This window comes from Rathayibacter tanaceti, assembly GCF_009834165.1.
GTDB lineage: Bacteria > Actinomycetota > Actinomycetes > Actinomycetales > Microbacteriaceae > Rathayibacter > Rathayibacter tanaceti.
Window position 1 is genome coordinate 2421990 of record NZ_CP047186.1, and the last position, 21310, is coordinate 2443299.

Genomic DNA, 21310 nt, shown 5'->3' on the forward strand with positions numbered 1-21310 from the left:
AACCTCCAAACGACGGATACGCGACGCTCGGCCGACGTCTGTCGGCCGCGTGGCATACTGGGACGGTTGGCCGGAGTCGCCCATCGCGATGATGACCATCACTTCCATTCACTCGGATCGTCCGGCACGTACCTGCCGGTGAAGGAGCAAGAACAATGGCGTCCGTTACCTATGACCACGCGTCCCGCGTCTACCCCGGGGCCACGCGTGCCTCCGTCGACAAGCTGAACCTCGAGGTCGGCGACGGCGAGTTCCTCGTTCTCGTCGGCCCGTCCGGCTGCGGCAAGTCCACCTCTCTGCGCATGCTGGCGGGCCTCGAAGAGGTCAACGAGGGCCGCATTCTGATCGGCGACCGCAACGTCACGGATGTGCCGCCGAAAGACCGCGACATCGCGATGGTGTTCCAGAACTACGCGCTGTACCCGCACATGTCGGTCGCCGAGAACATGGGCTTCGCGCTGAAGATCGCCGGTATCAACAAGGACGAGCGTGCGGCGCGCGTCCTCGAGGCGGCGAAGATGCTCGACCTCGAGCCCTACCTCAACCGCAAGCCCAAAGCCCTCTCGGGTGGTCAGCGCCAGCGCGTCGCGATGGGCCGCGCGATCGTCCGCAAGCCCCAGGTCTTCCTCATGGACGAGCCGCTGTCGAACCTCGACGCCAAGCTCCGCGTCCAGACCCGCACGCAGATTGGGACCCTCCAGCGCCGCTTGGGCATCACGACGGTCTACGTCACCCACGACCAGACCGAGGCGCTCACCATGGGCGACCGCATCGCAGTGCTCAAGGACGGCCTCCTCCAGCAGGTCGGCTCGCCCCGAGACCTGTACGAGAACCCGAACAACGTCTTCGTCGCCGGTTTCATCGGCTCGCCCGCGATGAACCTGTTCCACGCGGACGTCACCGACGGCGGTGTGAAGTTCGGTGACACCGTCCTCCCGATCGCCCGCGAGGCGCTCGCAAAGACGAACCAGAAGGTCGTCACGCTCGGCGTGCGCCCCGAGGACGTCACCGTGTCGACCCAGCCCGGCGGCCTGCCGATCGAGGTCGACCTGATCGAGGAGCTCGGCTCGGACGGCTACCTCTACGGCCACACCGAGGTGGAGGGGCGCCGCACCGACATCGTCGCCCGCGTCGACGGCCGTGTGCACCCGACCGCGGGCGACCGCGTCTACGTGACCGCGAACCACCGCGTGCACATCTTCGACGCGGAGTCGGGCGAGCGCCTCTCCTGAGTCGCCGCACCTCCCGCGCACGCGCTGCCGCCGTCCTCTCCGGGCGGCGGCAGCGTCCGTTGGAGCTCCTCCACCGTCCGCCTCACGACACGAACGGCGCACCATGCCCGGCTCCTTGAACATCACCTCGGCCACCGTCGATCCGGCTCTGCTAGACCTGCCTTGGAATCTTCGGCTGGACGACTGGCCCGACGAGTACATCGCCGCGCTCCCGAAGGGAATCTCGCGGCACACGGTGCGCTTCGCGCACCTCTCGGGGCACGTCGTCGCGGTCAAGGAGACCACCGCCGAGATGTCACGCCGCGAGTACGAGATGCTCAAGACCCTGCAGCGTCTCGACGTCCCGTGCGTCGAGCCCGGCGCAGTCATCACGAACCGCACGAGCGACGAGGGCGACGAGCTCCCGGCCGTGCTGGTCACGCGGCACCTCAAGTTCTCGCTGCCCTATCGCGCGCTGTTCTCGCAGACGCTGCGTCCCGATACGGCGACCCGTCTCGTCGATGCGCTGGCGCTCCTACTGGTGCGCCTGCACGTGATCGGCTTCTTCTGGGGCGACGTCTCGCTCTCGAACACCCTCTTCCGCCGTGACGCGGGAGCCTTCGCGGCGTACCTCGTCGATGCGGAGACGGGCCAGCTGTACTCCGGCGGCCTGTCGAACGGCCAGCGCGAGAACGACCTCGAGATCGCCCGCGTCAACATCGCCGGCGAGCTGCTCGATCTGGAGGCGGGCGGTCGCGTCGATGACGACCTCGATCCGATCACCGTGTCGGACGGCATCGTCGCGGCGTACCGGAGCCTCTGGAAGGAGCTGACGGGCGCCGAGTCGTTCGCGACCTCGGAGCGCTGGCGCATCAATGACAGAGTGAACCGCCTGAACGACCTCGGGTTCGACATCGAAGAGCTTGCGATCAAGACCGACGAGTCGGGGTCGACGGTGCGGATCCAGCCGAAGGTCGTCGACGCCGGCCACCACCAGCGTCGTCTGCTGCGCCTGACTGGCCTGGATGCCCAGGAGAACCAGGCGCGACGCCTCTTGAACGATCTCGACTCGTACACGGCGACCTACGACAAGCAGGGGCTGGACGAGGAGATGGTGGCGCACGAGTGGTTGGCGCAGGTGTTCGAGCCGGTCATCCGCTCGATCCCCCGCGACCTCAAGGGTCGCCTTGAGCCCGCCGAGATGTTCCACCAGCTGCTCGAGCACCGCTGGTTCATGTCGCAGCAGCAGGCTCGCGACGTCCCGCTCGCCGAGGCAGTGACCGCGTATGTCAACGACATCCTCCGTCACCGCCGCGACGAGGCGACGGTCATCGCACCGCCCACCGAGGCGCTGACCCTCCCGAACCTGGTCATCGATGCGGCGGGCGATGCCGAGCTGACCGATGAGGACGCCGACGTCGACTGGACCAGGAACGTCTGACCCCCGCGAGAACCCCGCCCCCGCTCGCCTCCTCCTTCTCCTCGAAGGATGTCGCGCCGGTGCCGGTGCGATCGGGTGCAAGGCGGAGGAGGAAGCTCGACAGGCGGTATCGGCGCCCGACGACAACGCCGCAGATCGCCGCTCCGGCGCGCCTAGGAGGACCGGAGCTTCGAGATCTCGTAGAGGGCCACGGACGCAGCGATCCCCGCGTTGAGCGACTCCGTCGCAGAGCTGATCGGGATGGAGACGACCGCGTCGCACTGCTCGGTGACGAGGCGCGAGAGCCCCTTACCCTCGCTGCCGACGACGACGAGGAGCGGACGGTCGGCGAGTTCGAGGCCGGGAAGGGAGACGTCACCGTCGCCGTCGAGGCCGATGACGAAGACGCCCGCGCGCTTGTAGTCCTTGATCATCGCCGTGAGGTTGGACGCCATGGCGACGGGGATGCGGGCGGCGGCACCGGCCGAGGTCTTCCAGGCGGCCGAGTTCAGGCCCACCGAGCGTCGCTGCGGCACGATGACGCCCTGCCCGCCGAAGGCCGCGACGGAGCGGATGATCGCGCCGAGGTTGCGGGGGTCGGTGATGCCGTCGAGCGCGACGAGGAGGGGCACGGCTCCGCGGGAGACGCTGCGCTCGAGCAGGTCGCTGGGGTACGCGTACTCGTAGGGCGGCACCTTGAGCACGAGGCCCTGGTGCACCGAGTCCGGGCCGGCGAGTCGGTCGAGCTCGGGACGCATCACCTCGAGCACAGGCAAGCCGCGCGCAGTGGCGATCTTGAGCGCCTCCTTCACCCGGTCGTCCATCTCTATGCGGGTCGCCAGGTAGAGGGCCGTCGCCGGGATCGAGGCACGGAGCGCCTCGAGCACGGAGTTCCGCCCGGTCACCATCTCGGATTCGTCGCCGCTCTTGGGCTTGCGCGAGGTCGCCGGGCGCCCCTGCCCGCGGGAGGCGGTCGAGAGCGCGCTGCCCGGTCGGCCCTTGCCGCCGGCCGCGACGAAGCGCTCGCGTGCGAGCTTCGCCTTGCCCGCGGGGTGGTAGGGCCTGTCCTCGGCCTTCGGCGTGGGCTTCTTGCCTTCGAGGGCCTGCCGACCCTGACCGCCGGAACCGACGGCCTTGCCCTTGCTCTTCTTTCGGACCGCTCCTGGGCGGCCGGGCTTATTCGCCATCGAGACTCCAATGCGCACCCGTCTGGGTGTCTTCGATCGTGATTCCCGCCGCAACGAGATCGGTTCGGATGCGGTCGGCGCTCGCCCAGTCGCGCTGCTCGCGCGCGATCTGACGTTCGGCGACCAGGCGGTCGACCAGCACGCTGAGCGCGCGGTACGAAGGTTCGTCGTCGGAGCGCGCCCACTCGGGCGCCTCCGGGTCTATGCCGAGCACGGCGGACATCGCGAGGACCTGCGTACGCAGCGCCGAGACGGTGCCGAGGTCTTCGGCGTCGAGGGCGGCGTTGCCGGCGCGCACCGTCTCGTGCAGGACGCCGACCGCCTGCGGTACCGACAGGTCGTCGTCCATCGCCTCGGCGAACTCCTCGGGCACCGCGGGCTCGCCGAGGGCTGCGAAACGAGTGCCCTCGAGGCGTCGACGCGAGCGGTCGAGGAAGCCCTCGATCCGTTCGAGCGCGGCCTCCGCCTCCTCGAGCGCGCCGTCGTGGAACTCGAGGGTGGAGCGGTAGTGCGCAGAGCCGAGGTAGTAGCGCACGACGAGCGGCCGAGCGGAGTCGAGCAGCTCGGAGGCGAAGACGGAGTTGCCGAGGGACTTGCTCATCTTCTGACCGGTCACCGACACGAGCCCGTTGTGCAGCCAGTAGCTGGCGAAGGCGTGGCCCGCGGCTCCGGACTGCGCCAGTTCGTTCTCGTGGTGCGGGAAGCGCAGGTCGAGCCCGCCGCCGTGGATGTCGAACTGCGTGCCGAGGTACTTCGTCGACATGGCGGAGCATTCGATGTGCCAGCCCGGTCGGCCGGGCCCCCACGGCGAGGCCCAGGAGGCGGACTCCGGCTCGTCGGGCTTGGCGCCCTTCCAGAGGGCGAAGTCGTGCGGATCGCGCTTGCCGCGGGGATCGGCGTCGGTCGCGGCCTCCATGCTCTCGAGCCGCTGGTGCGTGAGAACGCCGTAGTCCGGCCAGGATCGCGTGTCGAAGTACACGTCTCCGGACTCGTCGGGGGCCGGGTAGGCGTGTCCGCGCTCGATCAAGGTCTGGATGAGCGTGATCATCTCGGCGATGCTCGCGGTGGCGCGGGGCTCGTAGGTCGGCGGGAGGATGCCCAGCGCGGTGTAGGCAGCGGTGAACTCGAGCTCGACGCGGTAGGCCAGCGCCCACCACTGCTCCGGCGGAGCATCGTCGGGAGCGTTACGGCGCGACTCCTCGGCGATCGCGAGGATCTTGTCGTCGATGTCGGTGACGTTGCGCACCAGCGTCACGTGGTACCCGCGGTAGCGCAGCCAGCGGCGCAGCTGGTCGTAGGCGAGGGCCGAGCGGAGGTGGCCGATGTGCGGAGAGGACTGCACGGTGGGTCCGCAGACGTACATCCCGACCTCGTTCTCTCGGAGGGGGACGAAATCGACGAGGGCCTGAGCCTTCGAGTCATGCAGTCGCAGAGTCACGCGGCGAGTTTACCGGTCGGACCGCTCCGACCCGGGCCCGCGGGCTGGGCTGGGGACTACCGCGGGATCGCAGGGCTGGGGAGGACGAGCGCGGTCGCTGTGGCTGCGACACCCTCGCCGCGCCCGGTGAAGCCCAGAGAGTCGGAGGTGGTGGCGGCGACGCTGACCGGGGCACCGAGCAGGCTCGACAGCAGGACCTGCGCCTCCTCCCGCCGCGGCGAGAACCTCGGTCGGTTGCCGATCAACTGCACCGCCACGTTGCCGATCGTGAACCCGGCTGCCTCGACGAGTTCGCGGGTGGCACGGAGGAAGACCTCGCCGTGGGCGTTCTCGAAGCGCGGGTCGGAGGTCCCGAACCGCGACCCGATGTCGCCGAGACCGGCCGCGGCCAGGAGTGCGTCGCAGATCGCGTGGGCCACCGGATCGCCGTCGCTGTGACCGGAGAGTCCGCGCTCGCCGGGCCAGAGCAGGCCGGCCAACCAGAGGGGGGATCCGTCGTCGAAGGCGTGGACATCGGTACCGATGCCGACCCGCGGCACGAGGACAGCGGGCGGAGGAGCGAGGAGCTGCTCCGCCCGGGCCAGGTCCCACGCGGTGGTGATCTTGAAGGCGAGCGGATCGCCGTCCACGACGACCGAGGCACCGCCTCGCGAGGCGAGAAGCGCCGCGTCGTCGGTGAACTCCTCCTCGGCGCCGGCGTAGGCCTCGTCGAGCAGGACCCTCGGGAAACCCTGCGGCGTCTGCACCGCCGCGAGCAGTGAGCGGTCGACCGTGTCGAGCACGGCGCGATCGGCGCCGATCCGCTTGATGGTGTCGGTCACGGGAAGACCGGGGACGACTCCGCCCCCGGTCGCGCGCACCGCCGCGATCACGCGCTCGAACTGACCCAGCGGGGTGAGCGCACGCGCAGCATCGTGCACCAGGACGGTCTCGATGCCCGGGGAGAGCATTGCGAGACCGCGGGCGACGGACTCCTGACGGGTGGAGCCTCCGGCCACGACGACGACCGAGCCGTCGGCTGCGCCCGCGGCCCTGGCGAGTTCGACCGTCTCGTCGACGAGGGCCGCCGGCGCGACGACCACGATCTGCACCGGCTCGGCGAGCAGCAGCACGGTGCGGAGGCTGCGCTCGAGGATGGTCGTCCCCGCGCAGTCGACGTAGGCCTTGGGCCGCTCGCGCCCGAGCCGCGTGCCGCTGCCCGCGGCGACCACGACGACGGCCGCGGTGGGCGGCGTCACCGACGTGCTCAGGATGCGAGGACCTCGTCGAGGAGGAGCGAGGCCGCGTCCTCGTCGGTCTTCTCGGCGAGGGCGAGCTCGGAGACGAGGATCTGGCGCGCCTTCGCGAGCATGCTCTTCTCTCCGGCGGAGAGACCCCGCTCGCGGTCGCGGCGGGTGAGGTCTCGGACGACCTCGGAGACCTTCACGACATCGCCCGAGCCGAGCTTCTCGAGGTTGGCCTTGTAGCGACGCGACCAGTTGGTGGGCTCCTCCACGACGTCGGCACGGAGCACCTCGAACACGCGGTCGACGCCCTCGCGGCCGATGACATCGCGGACCCCGACGAGATCGACGTTGTCGGCGGGCACCTCGATCACGAGATCGCCCTGGGCGACGCGGAGCTTCAGGTACGTCTTCTCCTGGCCCTTGATCGTCCGGGTCTTCACCTCGGCGATGGTGGCGGCTCCGTGATGAGGGTAGACGACCGTCTCTCCGACCTCGAACTGCATGCGACGTCCTTTCAGCGGCGGACAGATTATCATGAGCGCCGAGACGGGAGGGAGTCGGCCGGACGGCGCCACGGCTCTCGCTACGCTAGCCTGGTGCCGGCTCGTGCACAGTGAATCCGCCCTGTCCGGGGCGAGCAGGGCCGACGATCTGGAGGATCCTGTGAAGGCGCGTATCGCTGCATCCGTCGTTCTCGCGGTCGGCGTCGCCCTCGCTACCGCAGGCTGCAATCTCGTCGCCCCTCAGGCGACCCGCAAGATCTACGACCCCAGCGACGGCGTCGGCGCGACGATCGGCGATCTCGCCATCCGCAACGCGATGATCATCTCGGAGGACGGCGAGCAGGGCACGCTCGTGGTGTCGATCGTCAACTCGGGCTCCGAGTCGCAGACGCTCGAGGTCCAGTACGACTCGAGCTCGGGCCGGACGAGCGCGGAGGCCGAACTCGTCCCCGGTCGCACCGAGATCGGTCCCGACAGCTCGGAGTCGGTCGAGATGTCTGACCTCGACACCGTCCCGGGCAGCCTGCTGCCGGTCTACTTCCAGTACGGGTCCGAGGAGGGCAAGGAGCTCCTCGTTCCCGTCCTGACGAACGCCCTCGAGGCCTACTCCACCCTCACCCCCGCTCCGTCGGCCACCCCCACCACGACGCCCACCACTGATCCGGCTCTCACCGCCCTCCCCACTCCCACCGCCGCCCCCGGCGTCGACGCCCCCACCACCGAGTAGCCCCCGCACAGCGCCACCTCACCCCACCCACTGGCCCACCGCGAAGCGACGGCCCACCCCCGGCTCGTCGCTACGCGACGGCCCCCCCGCCACCGGCTCGTCGCTACGCGACGGCCCACCCACCCCCGGCAGGCTCACCAGAAGGGGATCGCGGGCTCTGGTGGGGTGAGATGCAAGGCGGAGGAGGGCGCGATACCGGAGGTATCGCAACCGACGACAACGCCGCAGATCACCCCGCCAGAGCCCGCGATCACGCGTCGAAGCGGTAGCCGAGGCCGCGGACAGTAACCAAGAGCACCGGCTCCTTCGGCGTCTTCTCGATCTTGGAGCGGATGCGCTTCACGTGGACGTCGAGCGTCTTGGTGTCGCCGAAGTAGTCGCTGCCCCACACGCGGTCGATGAGCTGTCCGCGGGTGAGGACGCGTCCGGCGTTACGGAGCAGCATCTCGAGCAGCTCGAACTCCTTGAGCGGCATGGGCGTCTCCACGCCGTCGACCTCCACGGTGTGGCGTTCGATGTCCATGCGGACCGGGCCGGCGACGACGATCCGCTCCTCGCCGGGGTCCTCCGTGCGGCGGCGGAGGACGGCGCGGATGCGGGCGAGCAGTTCACGGGTCGAGTACGGCTTGGTGACGTAGTCGTCGGCGCCGAGCTCGAGCCCGACGACGATGTCGACCTCGGAGTCCTTGGCCGTGACCATGATGATCGGCACCGATGAACGGGTGCGGATCTCGCGGCAGACCTCTGTACCGGGCATGCCGGGGAGCATCAGGTCGAGCAGGATCAGGTCGTAGGCGCTCTCGTCGAACGCGGCGACGGCGCGGTTGCCGTCTTCAGCGACAGTGACGTCGTAGCCCTCGCGTTCGAGCAGGTAGCTGAGGGGTTCGCTGAGGGCGCTCTCGTCCTCGACGAGCAGGATGCTGGTCACGCGTGTTCTCCTATCGGGGCAGTCGCCGTGAACGGCGTCCTGGCCGGGTCTGCTTCGGGGAGTCTGATGGTGAAGGTGGAGCCGCGACCGGGTTGGGACCAGACCCGGACGTCGCCGCCGTGGTTCTGCACGGCGTGCTTGACGATGCTGAGGCCGAGGCCGGTGCCTCCGGTGTGGCGCGAGCGGGCCTGATCGACGCGGTAGAACCGCTCGAACACCCTGTCGAGGTCCTCCTCCGGGATGCCGATGCCCTGGTCGGTGACGGCGATCTCGACGATGCCTCCGGTCGAGCGCACCCCGAGACCCACGCGGGAACCGGCGGGCGAGTACTGGATGGCGTTCGCCAGCAGGTTGTGCAGCGCCGAGACGAGCATCTTCTCCTGACCGACGACGTAGGCCTTCTTCATCCCGCCCTTGACCAGGGTCACGTCGTGCGACTCCGCCAGCACGTGCGTGGTCTCGAGCGCCGCCGTCACGATGTCGTCGACGCGGACGATCTCGGAGGAGCCGGCCACATCCGCGGCCTGCAGGCGCGACAGCTCGATGATCTCGCGGGTGATCTTCGCCAGGCGGTGCGACTCTTGGGTGAGGCGGTGCGCGAAGCGGCGGACCTGCTGCGGGTCGTCGGCAGCGGAGTCGAGCGCCTCCGCGAGGAGCCCGACGGCACCGATCGGAGTCTTCAGCTCGTGCGAGATGTTGGCCACGAAGTCACGGCGCACTGCCTCCAGCCTGCGGGCCTCGGTGTGGTCCTCCGCGATCACGAGCACGTAACGCGAGCCGAGCCGGGTGGCGTGCACCACGAGGGTGACCGCAACGTCCGAGAGCGGGCTGGTGGTGAGCTCGAGGTCCTGCTCGATGTCGTCGCCGAAGCGGCGCACACGGTCGACGATGGCGACGAGATCAGGGTGGAGGAGGGTGTCCTGGGAGACGAGGCCGAGCGCGATCGCGCGGGTCGACGCCGTGAGGACGTTGTGGGAGGGGTCGGTGACGAACGCTGGAGCGCCCACCGCGTCGATGATCGCCTCGATACCGTCGGGGAGGTTGACGGCTGCCACTTCCGCGGCGATCCGGCCCTGCCGGGCCGCGACGGTCAGGACGGTCGTCAGGACGACCCCGATCGCGATGCCGAGCACGAGCGACAGCACGACGATAAGGCCCGAATCCACGGACCCAGGCTAACCATCCACCGCGCGTCCCCCTACCGGACGTCGGCCGATCCGCCGCGGGACGAGTACTGTTCAAGCGCCCGGCACCGTTCGTTAACCTGCCGTCGTCATCATGACTGCGCCTGCGCCCACGGAGTGCAGTCGCAGCGGCGTGCGAGGTGCGCGCCGCAGATCCGGTGCCGTCGTCCGCGAGTGCCGTAGAGAGGGTCGATCACAAGATGCGCGAAGTTTTCCAGCAGGAGCTGGCCGAGGTCCAGGAGCGGCTGGTCGAGATCTCCGGACTCGTCGAGATCGCGATCGAGAAGGCGACCCAGGCGTTCAACCACTCCGACGTGACCCTCGCCGAGGAGGTCATCGCCAGCGACGCTCGCATCGACGAGCTGGCGATCAGCCTCGACGAGCTCGCGATCGACATCCTCGCCCGACAGAACCCTGTCGCCCGCGACCTGCGGATCGTCGTCTCCGCCCTGCGCATCAGCGCGTCGCTCGAGCGGATGGGCGACATCGCCGAGCACATCGCCCAGCTCTCGCGCTACCGCTTCCCCGACAAGGTCGTCCCGAAGAGCCTCCGCCCGACCTTCGTCGAGATGGGCCGCCTCGACGTCGTCGTCGCGCACAAGCTGACCGAGCTGCTCCGCTCGCAGGATTCCCGCATCGCGGAGGAGATCCGCGACGAGGACGACAAGATCGACGAGCTGCACGTCAGCGTGTTCGACAAGGTGCTCAGCGAGGCGTGGAAGGGCCAGGCCGCCGACACCGTCGACGCCACTCTGGCCAGCCGCTACCACGAGCGCTTCGCCGACCACGCGGTATCGATTGCGAAGAAGGTCCAGTACCTGATCTCGGGCGACTGGGGCTGAGTTCGATTGTCGGAGTCGCGCGAGCGCGACTCCGACCGCGGTCGACCCGACAAAACGGCACGTCACGCAGAGCGGGTCACGAACGGCCAGAGCGAATCGCTGACACGCGATTCACCCATCCGCCTCACACCGCGCGAGCGCGACTCCGACCGCGGTCGACCCGACAAAACGGCACGTCACGCAGAGCGGGACACGAACGGCCAGAGCGAATCGCTGACACGCGATTCACCCATCCGCCTCACACCGCGCGAACGCGACTCCGACCGCGGTCGACCCGACAAAACGGCACGTCACGCAGAGCGGGACACGAACGGCCAGAGCGAATCGCTGACACGCGATTCACCCATCCGCCTCACACCGCGCGAACGCGACTCCGACCGCGGTCGACCCGACAAAACGGCACGTCACGCAGAGCGGGACACGAACGGCCAGAGCGAATCGCTGACACGCGATTCACCCATCCGCCTCACACCGCGCGAACGCGACTCCGACCGCGGTCGGCCCGACAAAACGGCACGTCACGCAGAGCGGGACACGAACGGCTAAAGCGAACTCCCGTGTCCGCCTCGCCACACGCGCGGACGACCCGGCGATCCTCCCTCCGACCGCGGTCCGCTGATCAGACGATGCGCGGCGCACCTCGGCACCGCGCCCTGACAGACAGGAACGGCCCGCGGAGTCGAGGACTCCGGCGGGCCGTTCCTGCACGCAGAGCGGGTGCTACTTCTTGGCGCCCTGGGCGGCGACGGCCGCGGCGCCCGCGGCAGCCGCCTCCGGGTCGAGGTAGCGGGCCTCGCCGACGGGCTCGAAGTTCTCGTCGAGGGTGTAGACCAGCGGGATCCCGGTCGGGATGTTCAGCTCGGCGATGTCGGAGTCCGAGATGCCGTCGAGGGTCTTCACGAGCGCGCGGAGGGAGTTGCCGTGCGCGGTGATCATGACCGTCTTCCCCGAGGCGAGATCCGGCTTGATGTCCGACTCCCAGTAGGGCAGCATCCGCTCGATCACGAGCTTGAGCGACTCGGTGCGCGGCAGGGCGTCACCGAGGTCGGCGTAGCGCTCGTCGTGCGCCTGCGAGTACTGGTCGTCGTCGTCGAGCGGGGGCGGCGGAACGTCGAAGGAGCGGCGCCAGGTCTGGAACTGCTCGGGACCGTACTCGGCGAGGGTCTGCGCTTTGTCCTTACCCTGCAGCGCGCCGTAGTGACGCTCGTTCAAACGCCACGAGCGCTTCACGTCGATCCACAGGCGGTCGGCGACCTCGAGGGCGATGTTCGCGGTCTGGATCGCCCTCGTCTGCCGGGACGTGTAGACGATGTCGGGGTGCAGCCCGGCCTCGGTCAGCAGCTCGCCCGCGCGCGTCGCCTCGGCGACGCCCTGCTCGGTGAGCCGCACGTCGACCCAGCCGGTGAACAGATTCTTCTGGTTCCACTCGCTGTTGCCGTGGCGCACGAGGATGAGGGTGTAGGTCTCGGACATGCGTCCAGCTTAGAGGCGGCACCTGCAGCCGCGGATACGCTGGAGAGCATGCCCATCGGAGCCGTCACACGCGGAACGACGGGCACCAACCGCCTCCGCAGAGTCGATCGGCGACTGGCCGAGCTGGCGGTGCTGCGCACGACACAGGCACCCCTCGTGGTCGATCTGGGCTTCGGGGCGAGCGGGGTGACGACGCTCGAGATGCACCGCCGGCTGGCGCGGGTGGCCACGGACGTCGACGTCCTCGGGCTCGAGATCGAGCCGGCCCGCGTCGAGGCTGCGCGCCGGCAACTCGAGCGTGTCCGAGCCGGGGACACCGCGTTCCCGGCCGATGCCCGGGTGCGCTTCGAGCGGGGCGGATTCGAGGTGCCCCTTCCTCCGGGACGGCGCGCGAGCGTCATCCGCGCCTTCAATGTCCTCCGCCAGTACGAGGAGGCGGCGGTCGGCGGCGCGTGGAGCACGATGACCGACCGTCTCGAGCCCGACGGGGTGCTCGTCGAGGGCACCTGCGACGAGATCGGCCGGATCTGCACCTGGCTCGAGATCGGGCGGGAGGGACCGCGCTCGCTCACCCTGTCGCTCCGTCTCGCCGCGATCCCCTCGCCGATGACCGCGGCCGAGCGCCTGCCGAAGGCTCTGATCCACCGCAACGTCCCGGGCGAGCCGGTGCACGCTTTCCTCCTTGCCCTGGACCGGGCCTGGACGGTGAACGCCCCGCTCGCCGTCTACGGGCCGGGGCAGCGCTGGCTCGCGAGCGTGAGCGATCTGCGGAGCTCCTGGCCCGTCCTCGGCGGTCCGCGGCGCTGGCGTTTGGGCGAGGTCACCGTCGCCTGGGAGGCGATCGCGCCGTCCGGCTGAGGACGATGCGGCTGACGACGACTACGCCAGCGGCGGCAGGGACGCCCTGGCCTCCGCAGAGCCCGTGCCGGTCGCTGTCAGCAGGTCGACGACGAGCGGGCGGAGGAGGACGAGGAGCGTCTTCTCGGCCAGCCGCGCCTGAGGGATCAGCCGCTGCGGGTCGAGCGTCGTCGCGAGCAACACGAGGTCCTGACGCGCGAGGGCGAGGAGCGACGGATCGGAGACCGCTCGGCCGAGGAGCACGAGACCCGGTCCGAGAGCCGCGACGGCCGCGGCGAGCTCGAGCCGGGGCACCGAGTCGCCCACGAGGAACTCGGTGCGCCGCGCGACGATGCGGAGGTTCCGTGTCGCGAGGTCCAGAGCCCCGAGCATCGTGCTCTGGCGGGCCAGTTCGCCGCGATGGCGACGGACGAACGGGGAGATGCGGGCGACTCCGCTCGCCGAGTCGAGCGCGGCCGCCCAGCCGTCGATCACCGGCTGGGTCGCCCTGACGCGCTCCAGAGCGGCGGCTGCGGCTGCGGCGTCGCCGCGCCGGAGTGCGTCGGCCAACCCGTCGACGGTGCGGGTCAGCGCCGTGAGGAGCCGGTGCGCCTCGGATCGGGCGGTGCGCAGCGGGCGCCGAGGGACGAGCGCCGTGCACAGCAGCGCCGCAAGCCCGCCGAGCAGCCCGTCGAGGCTTCGAGTGAACACCCCTCCGTCGGGCGCGGGGAGGACCATCACCAGCATCGCCTGCGTGCCTGCGGCGACCGCGAAGCCCGGTGAGGAGGAGAGGGCACGGCCCAGCGTGACGACGACCGCGAGCACGACGGCCAGCTGCCATACTCCGCTCCCCCACAGCAGGAGCAGGATCTCGCTCGCCGTGATGCCGATCAGCATGCCGATCGCTGTCTCCGCGACCTGCTTGGGGCGGGTGTCGCGAGCGATGCCGAGGCTCGAGATCGTGACGGTGAGCGAGAGAACGGGTGCGGGATGCCCGAAACCGTAGTGCGCGACGGAATAGGCCAGGATCGCCGCGAGCACGATCTGCAGGACGGCGGGGAGCGAGGCGGCCGCTCGGGTGAGAGCCCGGCCGGGACGCAGCTCGGAGGTGCTGACGAAACCGCGCAGCCGCTCGGCCGCCCGGCCCCGCTCGACGGGACGTGCGGCCACCACGGTGTGGCCTACCTCGTGGTCGCCCCGAGGCGGGGCAGGCGGGGCACGCCCGCCTCCGCTCCGGCTCCCGGCGGAACCACGACCTCCTGCGCGGCAGCGACACGAGCGTCCCCGACGACGACGGTCAGCTCGAGGTCCACGGGAACGGTGCGCTTGACCACAGCGAGGGCGATGGGGCCGTCCTCGTAGTGCCAGGCACTCGAGGTGACCGTTCCGACCTCGATCTGCTCTCCCGCCTTCGGCGCCGTGACGGCATCGCCGTGGCGGGGCAGGACGGAGTCGGAGCCGTCGAGCTGCAGCAGCACGAGGCGCCGCGGCGGGTGGCCGAGATTGTGCACCTTCGCCACCGTCTCCTGCCCGCGGTAGCAGCCCTTGGCCAGGTGCACGCTCGAGCGGAGGAGGTCGAGCTCGTGCGGGATCGAACGGTCGTCGACCTCCGTCGCGTGGCGCGGACGCCAGGCAGCGATGCGGAGCGCCTCGAGCGCGTCGGCCCCCGCGAGCACGACACCGGCGGCGGAGGCACGCGGGGCCAGCTCGTCGAGCGCTGCACGCGGGACGAGGACCTCGCGGAGCCGCCAGTCGGCGCCCGGGTGCTCGGCGGTGAGGGCGTACTGCCAGCCGCCGGGCTGGACCTGCGCCCACGGATCGCGCCAGACCGCAGGCGCCTCGCCGAGCCCGAGCACGAAGGACAGCGCCGCGCCCTCGCCGAGGACCGCGAGCGTCGCGAACTCCTCGGTGCGCTCAGCGACCTCGACGCGCAGGAGGAAGCGCATCCGATCGAGCCAGGCCGCGAGCGGCGCGGTCTCGTCCCGGTCGAGCAGCAGCCAGGTGGTCTCGCCGTCGTCGACCAGCCGGATGACGTGCTCGATGCGCCCGGTCGGGTCGAGCAGGAGGGTCTCGGCGGAGGCGCCGGGAGACAGGCGCGAGACGGCCTGGCTGGTGAGCGAGTCGATCCAGGTGAGGCGGTCGGGGCCGGTGACGGTCACGACTCCGCGGCCCGAGAGATCGACGAGCGCGGTGCCCGCGGCGAGCGCCCGCTGCTCGCGGAAGGGATCGCCGTAGTGGGCGGCGACCCCTGGCTCGGCGGTGCTCGTCGTCGCGACGGCGCCGGCGGCGCCCAGGAGGGGTGGGTGGGCGTCAGTCGACACGGGCGAGCCTTCCGGAGGAGTGAGTGCGCAGGCCCTGACCGAGCGCGGCGATGTCCCAGGCCCAGAGGAGGTGCTCGTCGACCAGGCCGTAGAGGCGCGTGGCCGCCGCGTACTCCTTCGCGGCGGCGGTGCGCATCACGGCGTCGGTGGCGAGGTCGATCCGCGGACCCTTGACCTGGCCGAGATAGAGCTCGCTGACCCCGTCGGGATGCACGAGCGACACCTCGATGTCGAAGCCGCCCGCCGCATTGCGGAGGGTCTCGACCGATTCTGCATCGGGGAAGGCGGGAGCGCCGCGACCGGGCAGCATCCCCGGGCCCGCGTCGGCGTCGGTCAGAGCGCGGCTGAGGCGCCAATAGCCCGTCTCGCTCACGAGGGGACGATGCCCGCCCTCGCCGTCATCGTCGATGAGCCAGGTGTAGGAGCTGTAGTTCAGGTAGGGCAGCCCGTCGTAACTGAAGCTGATCCGGTGGCCGAACTCCGCCTGGACCGAGTCGTCATGGACGGCGTAGTCGATGACACCCGATCCCTCCCAGACGCCGAGCAGCCAGGAGAGCGGGACGAGCTCGGGCGGGAGGCCCGACGGAAGCGAGATCACACGGGCTCCGGCGGTGCGGCTAGCTCTGGCCGCGGTAGAGCTTGTAGACGACCACGCCGGAGACCCACACGATGGCGAGGGAGGCGAGCCCGAGCAGTCCGAGGTAGAAGAGTTCCAGGGCGAGAAGCATGCAGACATCCTACCCGCCGGAGACGGCGGCTCAGAGGGAGAGGAACGCGGCGATCCCGCTCGCGATCGCCACGACGACCATCGCTCCGACGATGCTGGTCATCGCACGCAGGAGGTAGCCGTCCGCGCGGGCGACGGCGAGCTGGGCGGCGAAGGTCGCGAGCACGCAGCCGCCGAAGGTCAGGGCGAGCCAGAGCTGCTGCGACGCCGGTGCGGCCACCGTGAGCGTCACCACGGAACCGATGAGTGCGAGCACCCAGACGACCCCGATCCCGACCCGATCCCTGCTCATCCGTCAATTGTGCCCCAGGCGGTCGGCCCTCCCGGCCCGCCGCTAGTATTGCGGGCAGACCAGTTCTGGAGGATCCGTGGCGCAGTTGTTGATACTGACCTCGGCGGGAGGCGCCGAGGTGCTCCCCGCGCTGGGGCTCCTCAGCCACCGGACCCGGCAGATCCCGGCTGAGCCGGCGCAACTCGTGAACGCTCCGAGCTGCGACCTCATCCTCATCGACGCGCGGCAGGACCTCGCGAGCGCCAAGTCGCTCTGCAAGATCCTCACGACGACCGGGATCAACGTCCCGCTCATCCTGATCCTCACCGAGGGCGGTCTCACCGCAGTCTCGGCCGACTGGGGCGTCAACGACGTCATCCTCGACTCCGCGGGCCCGGCCGAGGTCGACGCCCGCATAAGACTCGTTATCGGCCGCCTCGCCCAGGAGCAGTCGACCTCGCGCATCCAGGCCTCCGGCGTCGTCATCGACGAGGCGAGCTACTCGGCGAAGGTGCACGGGCGGCCGCTCGATCTGACCTTCAAGGAATTCGAGCTGTTGCGCTTCTTCGCCACGCACCCCTCGCGGGTCTTCACCCGCGAACAGCTGCTCAGCGAGGTCTGGGGCTACGACTACTTCGGCGGGACCCGCACGGTAGACGTGCACGTGCGGCGCCTACGAGCGAAGCTCGGCGACTTGGAGTCGCTCATCGGCACCGTCCGGAACGTCGGATACCGCTTCAACGTGTACGAAGAGGACAATGAGCGAGTCGCTCAACCTGTCCGTTGAGGATCTCGCCGATCCCGCCGTCGCCGCGCGGCTGGACCACCTGATCGGTCGCGCCTCCTGGTTCGATGGGCAGCCCCCGTTCAGTGATCAGACCCTCGTCGACGCCCGGGCGGGGTCGCGCACGCTGCTGATGGGTCTGCGCGCCGACGCGGTCGTGGCGGCGGCGATCCTCGGGCAGGGCGAGCTCGAGCTGGTCGTCGATCCGGAGTGGCGGGGCGTCGGCGTCGGCACCGCCGCTCTGGAGCAGGTGCTCGCGAGCGGCCGGACCGGGCTGCTCGCCTGGGCGCACGGCGACCATCCTGCGGCCCGCGCGCTCGCGCAGTCGCACGGCTTCGCGCCGGTGCGCACGCTCCTCCACCTCGAGCTCGACCCCCTTGCGGCACCCGAGGTGCGGATGCCGGACGGATTCGTCCTGTCGGACGGCCGCGACCTCGACCCGGCCGAGTGGGTCGCGCTGAACGCCCGCGTCTTCGCCGCCCATCCCGAGCAGGGTCGGCTGACCGAGGAGGATCTGGCCGCCCGCCGCGCGGAGCCGTGGTTCGAGGACGGCGATGTCCTCCTCCTCCGCGACGCCGACGGTGTGCTCGTGGGCTATGACTGGTTGAAGATCGAACCGGGCTCGAGCACGGGTGAGATCTACGTGCTCGGCATCGCCCCGGAGGCGGCGGGCCGCGGACTCGGCCGCGCTCTGCTCGGCGCGGGCCTGGCCCGGATGGTGGAGCGCAGCTGCACGGCGGCCGACCTCTACGTCGAGGCCGAGAACCGCGCGGCGGTCGCTCTCTACCGCTCCCTCGGCTTCACCGACGCTGCGATCGACGTGCAGTACCTTCAGCGGGCCGCGCCGATCCGCTGAGACGACGCCTCCTCCACAGGCGCCGCCCTTCGGCCGTTCGTCGAGCATTCACGATCGGCGGCGCGGGCCGGCCGGGCACGGTGCCAGGATGGTTCCATGGATGGCGACAACCTGCTTCTCGAAGACGGCCTGAGCGATGACCTCGACGACGACTTCGACGACGAGGAGGAGCACTCCGACCCCCTGCTCCCCGACAACCGCTACCTCGATCGCGAGCTGAGCTGGCTCGCCTTCAACCAGCGCGTGCTCGAGCTCGCGGAGGACCCCCTGGTGCCGGCGCTCGAGCGGGCGAACTTCCTCGCGATCTTCTCGTCGAACCTCGACGAGTTCTTCATGGTCCGTGTCGCCGGCCTCAAGCGGCGCATCCTCACGGGCCTCGCGCTGCCGACCAACATCGGCCGCGTCCCGGTCGACGTGCTCACCGACATCTCCGAGAAGGCGCACCTGCTGCAGCAGCGCCACTCCCGGGCCTTCAAAGACCTGGTCGAGCCGGCGCTGCGCGAGGGCGGCATCGACATCGTGCGCTGGGACGAGCTCAGCGACGCGGAGCGCACGGTGCTCGACGACTACTTCTCGGCACAGGTCTTCCCCGTGCTGATGCCGTTGGCCGTCGATCCGGCGCACCCCTTCCCCTACATCTCGGGCCTCTCGCTCAACCTGTCGGTGCGAGTCCGCAACCCCAAGACGCAGAAGGTCGAGTTCGCCCGCCTGAAGGTGCCGCAGATGCTGCCGCGCTTCGTGCGCATCGCCGGCGTCGCCGCCTCTGGCGAGCCGATGCGCTTCATCTCGCTCGAGGACCTCATCGCCAACCAGCTCGACGACCTCTTCCCGGGGATGGAGATCCTCGACCACCACGTCTTCCGCGTGACCCGCAATGAGGACGTCGAGGTCGACGAGGACGAGACCGAGAACCTGATCAAGGCCCTCGAGAAGGAGCTGTTGCGCCGCCGCTTCGGCCCGCCGATCCGCCTCGAGGTCACCGACGACATGGACGACGAGACCCTCGGCCTGCTCGTGCGCGAGCTCGACATCACGACGCAGGAGGTCTACAAGCTCCCCGCTCCGCTCGACCTCAGCGGACTGTTCAGCCTGCAGAAGATCGACCGTCCCGACCTGAAGTACCCCAACCACGTACCCACGACAGCCCTCCAGCTCTCGCCGAGCGAGCCGAACCAGCGTCAGGACGTCTTCAAGGCGGTCTCGCGCGGCGATGTGCTGCTGCACCATCCTTACGAATCGTTCGCGACCAGCGTGCAGTCGTTCCTCGAGCAGGCCGCGGCGGATCCCGACGTGCTCGCGATCAAGCAGACGCTCTACCGCACCTCGGGAGACTCACCCATCGTGGAGGCGCTGATCGACGCCGCCGAGTCGGGCAAGCAGGTGCTCGCACTCGTCGAGATCAAGGCGCGCTTCGACGAGCAGGCCAACATCTCGTGGGCGCGCAAGCTCGAGAAGGCCGGCGTGCACGTGGTGTACGGGCTCGTCGGGCTCAAGACGCACTGCAAGCTCGCCCTCGTGATCCGTCAGGAGAAGGGCGGCGTGCTGCGCCACTACTCCCACATCGGCACCGGCAACTACAACCCCAAGACCTCCCGCATCTACGAGGACCTCGGCCTACTGACCGCCGACCCCGAGGTCGGCAAGGACCTCACCCGCCTGTTCAACGAGCTTTCGGGCTATGCGATCGAGAAGAAGTTCAAGCGCCTCCTGGTAGCCCCGCGCCACCTCCGCAAGGGCCTGCTCAAGCGGATCGCCACGGAGACCGAGAACGCGCGCGCCGGGCGGCCCTCGGGCATACGGATCAAGGTCAATTCCATCGTGGACGAGGCAGTGATCGACGCGCTTTACCGCGCCAGCCAGGCGGGAGTCCCCGTCGACGTCTGGGTCCGCGGCATCTGCGGGCTCAAACCCGGGCAGGAGGGGCTCTCCGAGACCATCCGGGTGCGCTCGATCCTCGGCCGCTACCTCGAGCACTCCCGCATCTTCAGCTTCGTCAACGGCGGCGAGCCGGACGTGTTCATCGGCAGCGCCGACATGATGCACCGCAACCTCGACCGCCGGGTCGAGGCACTCGTGCGGATCGTCGAGCCCGCGCACCTGAGCGAGATCGACGACATGTTCGAGCGGGCGATGGACGAGCGCACGGCCTCCTGGTGGCTCGGTCCCGACGGAGACTGGACCCGGCACCACCTCGACGAGGACGGCGCTCCACTCGCCGACCTGCAGAACCAGCTGATGCAGCACATCACCCACCGCAAGCGCACCGCGACGCGCTCCGCCAACCGGGCCTCCAGCCGCTGACGCCGTGACGGGCACCGTCTACGCAGCAGGGGCCGTGTGCTGGCGGATCATCGAGGGCCGACCGCACCTCCTCGTGATCCACCGGCCGCACCGGCGGGACGTCAGCCTGCCCAAGGGCAAGGTCGACGCGGGAGAATCGCTCCCCGAGACGGCGGTGCGCGAGATCCGCGAGGAGACAGGGCTCTCCGTCGCCCTCGGCGTACCCCTGGGCTGCACCGAGTACACGTTGCCCAACGGTCGCCCGAAGGCCGTCTACTACTGGGCTGCGCAGGTGACCGAGAAGGCGGTGCTCGCCTCAGACTTCCTCCCCAACGACGAGGTCGAGGCCCTCGAGTGGGTCACGCTCAAGCGGGCGAGGACCTACCTGACCTATTCGCACGACGTGGCGATCGTCGACGAGTTCGCGCGGGTCGCCGCACGGGGAGCGCTCGAGACGTTCGCGATCGTGGTGCTGCGGCACGCGAAGGCGGTGCCGGCCTCCTCCTGGGATGGACGGGACTCCACCCGCCGCCTCACCCGGCGCGGCCGGGTCGAGGCCGCCTCCACCGCCAGGGCCGTCGCCGCCTGGCGCCCGCGCCGGCTGGTGTCGAGCACGGCGAAGCGGTGCAGGTCGACCATCGCTCCGCTCTCGTCGCTCCTGAAGCGGGAGGTGCGCCTGCGCGACGAGATCAGTCTGGAAGCGCAGGAGCGCGGCACCGCCGACATCCGCTCGCTGATCGGCAAGCGCGTGCGTGCGCGGAAGTCGGTCGTGCTCTGCAGCCACCGGCCCGTGATCCACGAGATCCTGCGAGAGATCGCGCTCGCCACCGCGACTCCGCTCGGCTCCTACCTCGATGAGGCGTCGGCGCTGCCCACCGGCGGGTTCGCCGTGGTGCATCTCTCGACCGAGCATCCCGGATCCGGCATCGTCGCGGTCGAGACCCACTCGCCGCTCGCCTAGGAGGCGGTCGCCCGGCGCCGGAGCCGCCCCGTTCACCGCACGTTCACCGAGCGGACGGTGCCAGGACACGACCTCTCCGTACTGTCGCTGGCGGGCTGCACCAGGCCCGTTCTGTTTTCCATGCTTTCCTACCC

Annotated in this window: 20 protein-coding genes; 9 read left to right on the forward strand and 11 right to left on the reverse strand. The window is 70.0% G+C overall.

From position 1 onward, the window contains the following. Window positions 1-155 precede the first annotated feature (155 nt). Both GSU10_RS11360 and GSU10_RS11365 read left to right on the forward strand, forming a co-directional pair. On the forward strand, window positions 156-1232 hold the full coding sequence (locus GSU10_RS11360) for an ABC transporter ATP-binding protein (RefSeq protein ID WP_068210483.1): 1077 nt from the start codon (window positions 156-158) through the stop codon (window positions 1230-1232). Between the two features lie 103 nt (window positions 1233-1335). After that, window positions 1336-2652 (forward strand): DUF4032 domain-containing protein, encoded by a 1317-nt coding sequence (locus GSU10_RS11365; RefSeq protein WP_068210484.1) that lies wholly within the window; start codon window positions 1336-1338, stop codon window positions 2650-2652. 152 nt (window positions 2653-2804) lie between these two features. Here GSU10_RS11365 and rlmB read toward each other — a convergent pair whose 3' ends face one another. From rlmB to GSU10_RS11385, 4 genes are read right to left on the reverse strand one after another with little or no spacing between them, the layout of a single operon-like run. Then, the gene (rlmB, locus tag GSU10_RS11370; RefSeq protein WP_132504900.1) at window positions 2805-3818 is read right to left on the reverse strand and encodes a 23S rRNA (guanosine(2251)-2'-O)-methyltransferase RlmB; all 1014 of its coding nucleotides are present in this window, start codon (window positions 3816-3818) and stop codon (window positions 2805-2807) included. Further along, window positions 3808-5256: a cysteine--tRNA ligase gene (gene cysS / locus GSU10_RS11375; protein WP_068210495.1), complete on the reverse strand. Its 1449-nt coding sequence runs from the start codon at window positions 5254-5256 to the stop codon at window positions 3808-3810. Before cysS ends, rlmB begins: the two co-directional genes overlap by 11 nt. A gap of 56 nt (window positions 5257-5312) precedes the next feature. Further along, on the reverse strand, window positions 5313-6506 hold the full coding sequence (locus GSU10_RS11380; RefSeq protein ID WP_068210499.1) for a bifunctional 2-C-methyl-D-erythritol 4-phosphate cytidylyltransferase/2-C-methyl-D-erythritol 2,4-cyclodiphosphate synthase: 1194 nt from the start codon (window positions 6504-6506) through the stop codon (window positions 5313-5315). Next, complete coding sequence (locus GSU10_RS11385; RefSeq protein ID WP_068210502.1) at window positions 6503-6985, reverse strand: CarD family transcriptional regulator; 483 nt, start codon at window positions 6983-6985, stop codon at window positions 6503-6505. The genes GSU10_RS11380 and GSU10_RS11385 overlap by 4 nt, the downstream gene beginning before the upstream one ends. A gap of 103 nt (window positions 6986-7088) precedes the next feature. On the opposite strand from GSU10_RS11385, the gene GSU10_RS11390 reads away from it, so the two are divergent. Beyond that, complete coding sequence (locus GSU10_RS11390) at window positions 7089-7712, forward strand: DNA modification methylase (RefSeq protein ID WP_159316551.1); 624 nt, start codon at window positions 7089-7091, stop codon at window positions 7710-7712. A gap of 250 nt (window positions 7713-7962) precedes the next feature. On the opposite strand, the gene GSU10_RS11395 is transcribed toward GSU10_RS11390, so the two are convergent. Both GSU10_RS11395 and GSU10_RS11400 read right to left on the reverse strand, forming a co-directional pair. Then, the gene (locus GSU10_RS11395; RefSeq protein WP_068211565.1) at window positions 7963-8640 is read right to left on the reverse strand and encodes a response regulator transcription factor; all 678 of its coding nucleotides are present in this window, start codon (window positions 8638-8640) and stop codon (window positions 7963-7965) included. Beyond that, the gene (locus GSU10_RS11400; RefSeq protein WP_068211568.1) at window positions 8637-9806 is read right to left on the reverse strand and encodes a sensor histidine kinase; all 1170 of its coding nucleotides are present in this window, start codon (window positions 9804-9806) and stop codon (window positions 8637-8639) included. Before GSU10_RS11400 ends, GSU10_RS11395 begins: the two co-directional genes overlap by 4 nt. Window positions 9807-10024: 218 nt before the next feature. On the opposite strand from GSU10_RS11400, the gene phoU reads away from it, so the two are divergent. Then, window positions 10025-10666, forward strand: a complete 642-nt coding sequence (phoU, locus tag GSU10_RS11405) for a phosphate signaling complex protein PhoU (protein WP_068211577.1) — start codon at window positions 10025-10027, stop codon at window positions 10664-10666. Between the two features lie 720 nt (window positions 10667-11386). On the opposite strand, the gene GSU10_RS11410 is transcribed toward phoU, so the two are convergent. Continuing rightward, entirely contained in the window at window positions 11387-12139 is a 753-nt protein-coding gene (locus GSU10_RS11410) for a phosphoglyceromutase (RefSeq protein WP_068211580.1), read from the reverse strand. 48 nt (window positions 12140-12187) lie between these two features. Between GSU10_RS11410 and GSU10_RS11415 the strand changes: the two genes are divergently transcribed. Next, on the forward strand, window positions 12188-12997 hold the full coding sequence (locus GSU10_RS11415; RefSeq protein ID WP_068211583.1) for a class I SAM-dependent methyltransferase: 810 nt from the start codon (window positions 12188-12190) through the stop codon (window positions 12995-12997). 21 nt (window positions 12998-13018) lie between these two features. On the opposite strand, the gene GSU10_RS11420 is transcribed toward GSU10_RS11415, so the two are convergent. The 4 genes from GSU10_RS11420 to GSU10_RS11435 all read right to left on the reverse strand — a co-directional run bounded on the left by GSU10_RS11420 (window position 13019) and on the right by GSU10_RS11435 (window position 16316). Next, on the reverse strand, window positions 13019-14146 hold the full coding sequence (locus tag GSU10_RS11420) for an FUSC family protein (protein ID WP_132504904.1): 1128 nt from the start codon (window positions 14144-14146) through the stop codon (window positions 13019-13021). Window positions 14147-14157: 11 nt separating this feature from the next. Then, window positions 14158-15297, reverse strand: coding sequence for a CAF17-like 4Fe-4S cluster assembly/insertion protein YgfZ (gene ygfZ / locus GSU10_RS11425; RefSeq protein ID WP_082845166.1), 1140 nt, complete (start codon window positions 15295-15297; stop codon window positions 14158-14160). Next, window positions 15287-15895 (reverse strand): nitrobindin family protein, encoded by a 609-nt coding sequence (locus GSU10_RS11430; RefSeq protein WP_068211587.1) that lies wholly within the window; start codon window positions 15893-15895, stop codon window positions 15287-15289. Before GSU10_RS11430 ends, ygfZ begins: the two co-directional genes overlap by 11 nt. 160 nt (window positions 15896-16055) lie before the next feature. Continuing rightward, window positions 16056-16316 carry a hypothetical protein gene (locus GSU10_RS11435; RefSeq protein WP_068211590.1) on the reverse strand — a complete coding sequence of 87 codons (261 nt, stop codon included), beginning with the start codon at window positions 16314-16316 and terminating at the stop codon, window positions 16056-16058. A gap of 76 nt (window positions 16317-16392) precedes the next feature. Between GSU10_RS11435 and GSU10_RS11440 the strand changes: the two genes are divergently transcribed. The 4 genes from GSU10_RS11440 to GSU10_RS11455 all read left to right on the forward strand — a co-directional run bounded on the left by GSU10_RS11440 (window position 16393) and on the right by GSU10_RS11455 (window position 21176). Continuing rightward, window positions 16393-17082 carry a winged helix-turn-helix domain-containing protein gene (locus tag GSU10_RS11440; protein ID WP_068211593.1) on the forward strand — a complete coding sequence of 230 codons (690 nt, stop codon included), beginning with the start codon at window positions 16393-16395 and terminating at the stop codon, window positions 17080-17082. Beyond that, window positions 17054-17935 carry a mycothiol synthase gene (gene mshD, locus GSU10_RS11445; protein WP_068211596.1) on the forward strand — a complete coding sequence of 294 codons (882 nt, stop codon included), beginning with the start codon at window positions 17054-17056 and terminating at the stop codon, window positions 17933-17935. Before GSU10_RS11440 ends, mshD begins: the two co-directional genes overlap by 29 nt. Window positions 17936-18031: 96 nt before the next feature. Then, entirely contained in the window at window positions 18032-20236 is a 2205-nt protein-coding gene (locus GSU10_RS11450; RefSeq protein ID WP_132504906.1) for an RNA degradosome polyphosphate kinase, read from the forward strand. Window positions 20237-20240: 4 nt separating this feature from the next. After that, the gene (locus GSU10_RS11455) at window positions 20241-21176 is read left to right on the forward strand and encodes an NUDIX hydrolase (protein ID WP_068211599.1); all 936 of its coding nucleotides are present in this window, start codon (window positions 20241-20243) and stop codon (window positions 21174-21176) included. Window positions 21177-21310 lie beyond the last annotated feature (134 nt).

Excerpts from the sequence above, each read along its gene's own strand:
- GSU10_RS11360 (WP_068210483.1), top strand. The coding sequence starts at position 156 with ATGGCGTCCGTTACCTATGACCACGCGTCCCGCGTCTACCCCGGGGCC.
- GSU10_RS11365 (WP_068210484.1), top strand. The coding sequence starts at position 1,336 with ATGCCCGGCTCCTTGAACATCACCTCGGCCACCGTCGATCCGGCTCTG.
- rlmB (WP_132504900.1), bottom strand. The coding sequence starts at position 3,818 with ATGGCGAATAAGCCCGGCCGCCCAGGAGCGGTCCGAAAGAAGAGCAAG.
- GSU10_RS11385 (WP_068210502.1), bottom strand. The coding sequence starts at position 6,985 with ATGCAGTTCGAGGTCGGAGAGACGGTCGTCTACCCTCATCACGGAGCC.
- phoU (WP_068211577.1), top strand. The coding sequence starts at position 10,025 with ATGCGCGAAGTTTTCCAGCAGGAGCTGGCCGAGGTCCAGGAGCGGCTG.
- GSU10_RS11410 (WP_068211580.1), bottom strand. The coding sequence starts at position 12,139 with ATGTCCGAGACCTACACCCTCATCCTCGTGCGCCACGGCAACAGCGAG.
- GSU10_RS11415 (WP_068211583.1), top strand. The coding sequence starts at position 12,188 with ATGCCCATCGGAGCCGTCACACGCGGAACGACGGGCACCAACCGCCTC.
- GSU10_RS11435 (WP_068211590.1), bottom strand. The coding sequence starts at position 16,316 with ATGAGCAGGGATCGGGTCGGGATCGGGGTCGTCTGGGTGCTCGCACTC.
- mshD (WP_068211596.1), top strand. The coding sequence starts at position 17,054 with ATGAGCGAGTCGCTCAACCTGTCCGTTGAGGATCTCGCCGATCCCGCC.
- GSU10_RS11450 (WP_132504906.1), top strand. The coding sequence starts at position 18,032 with ATGGATGGCGACAACCTGCTTCTCGAAGACGGCCTGAGCGATGACCTC.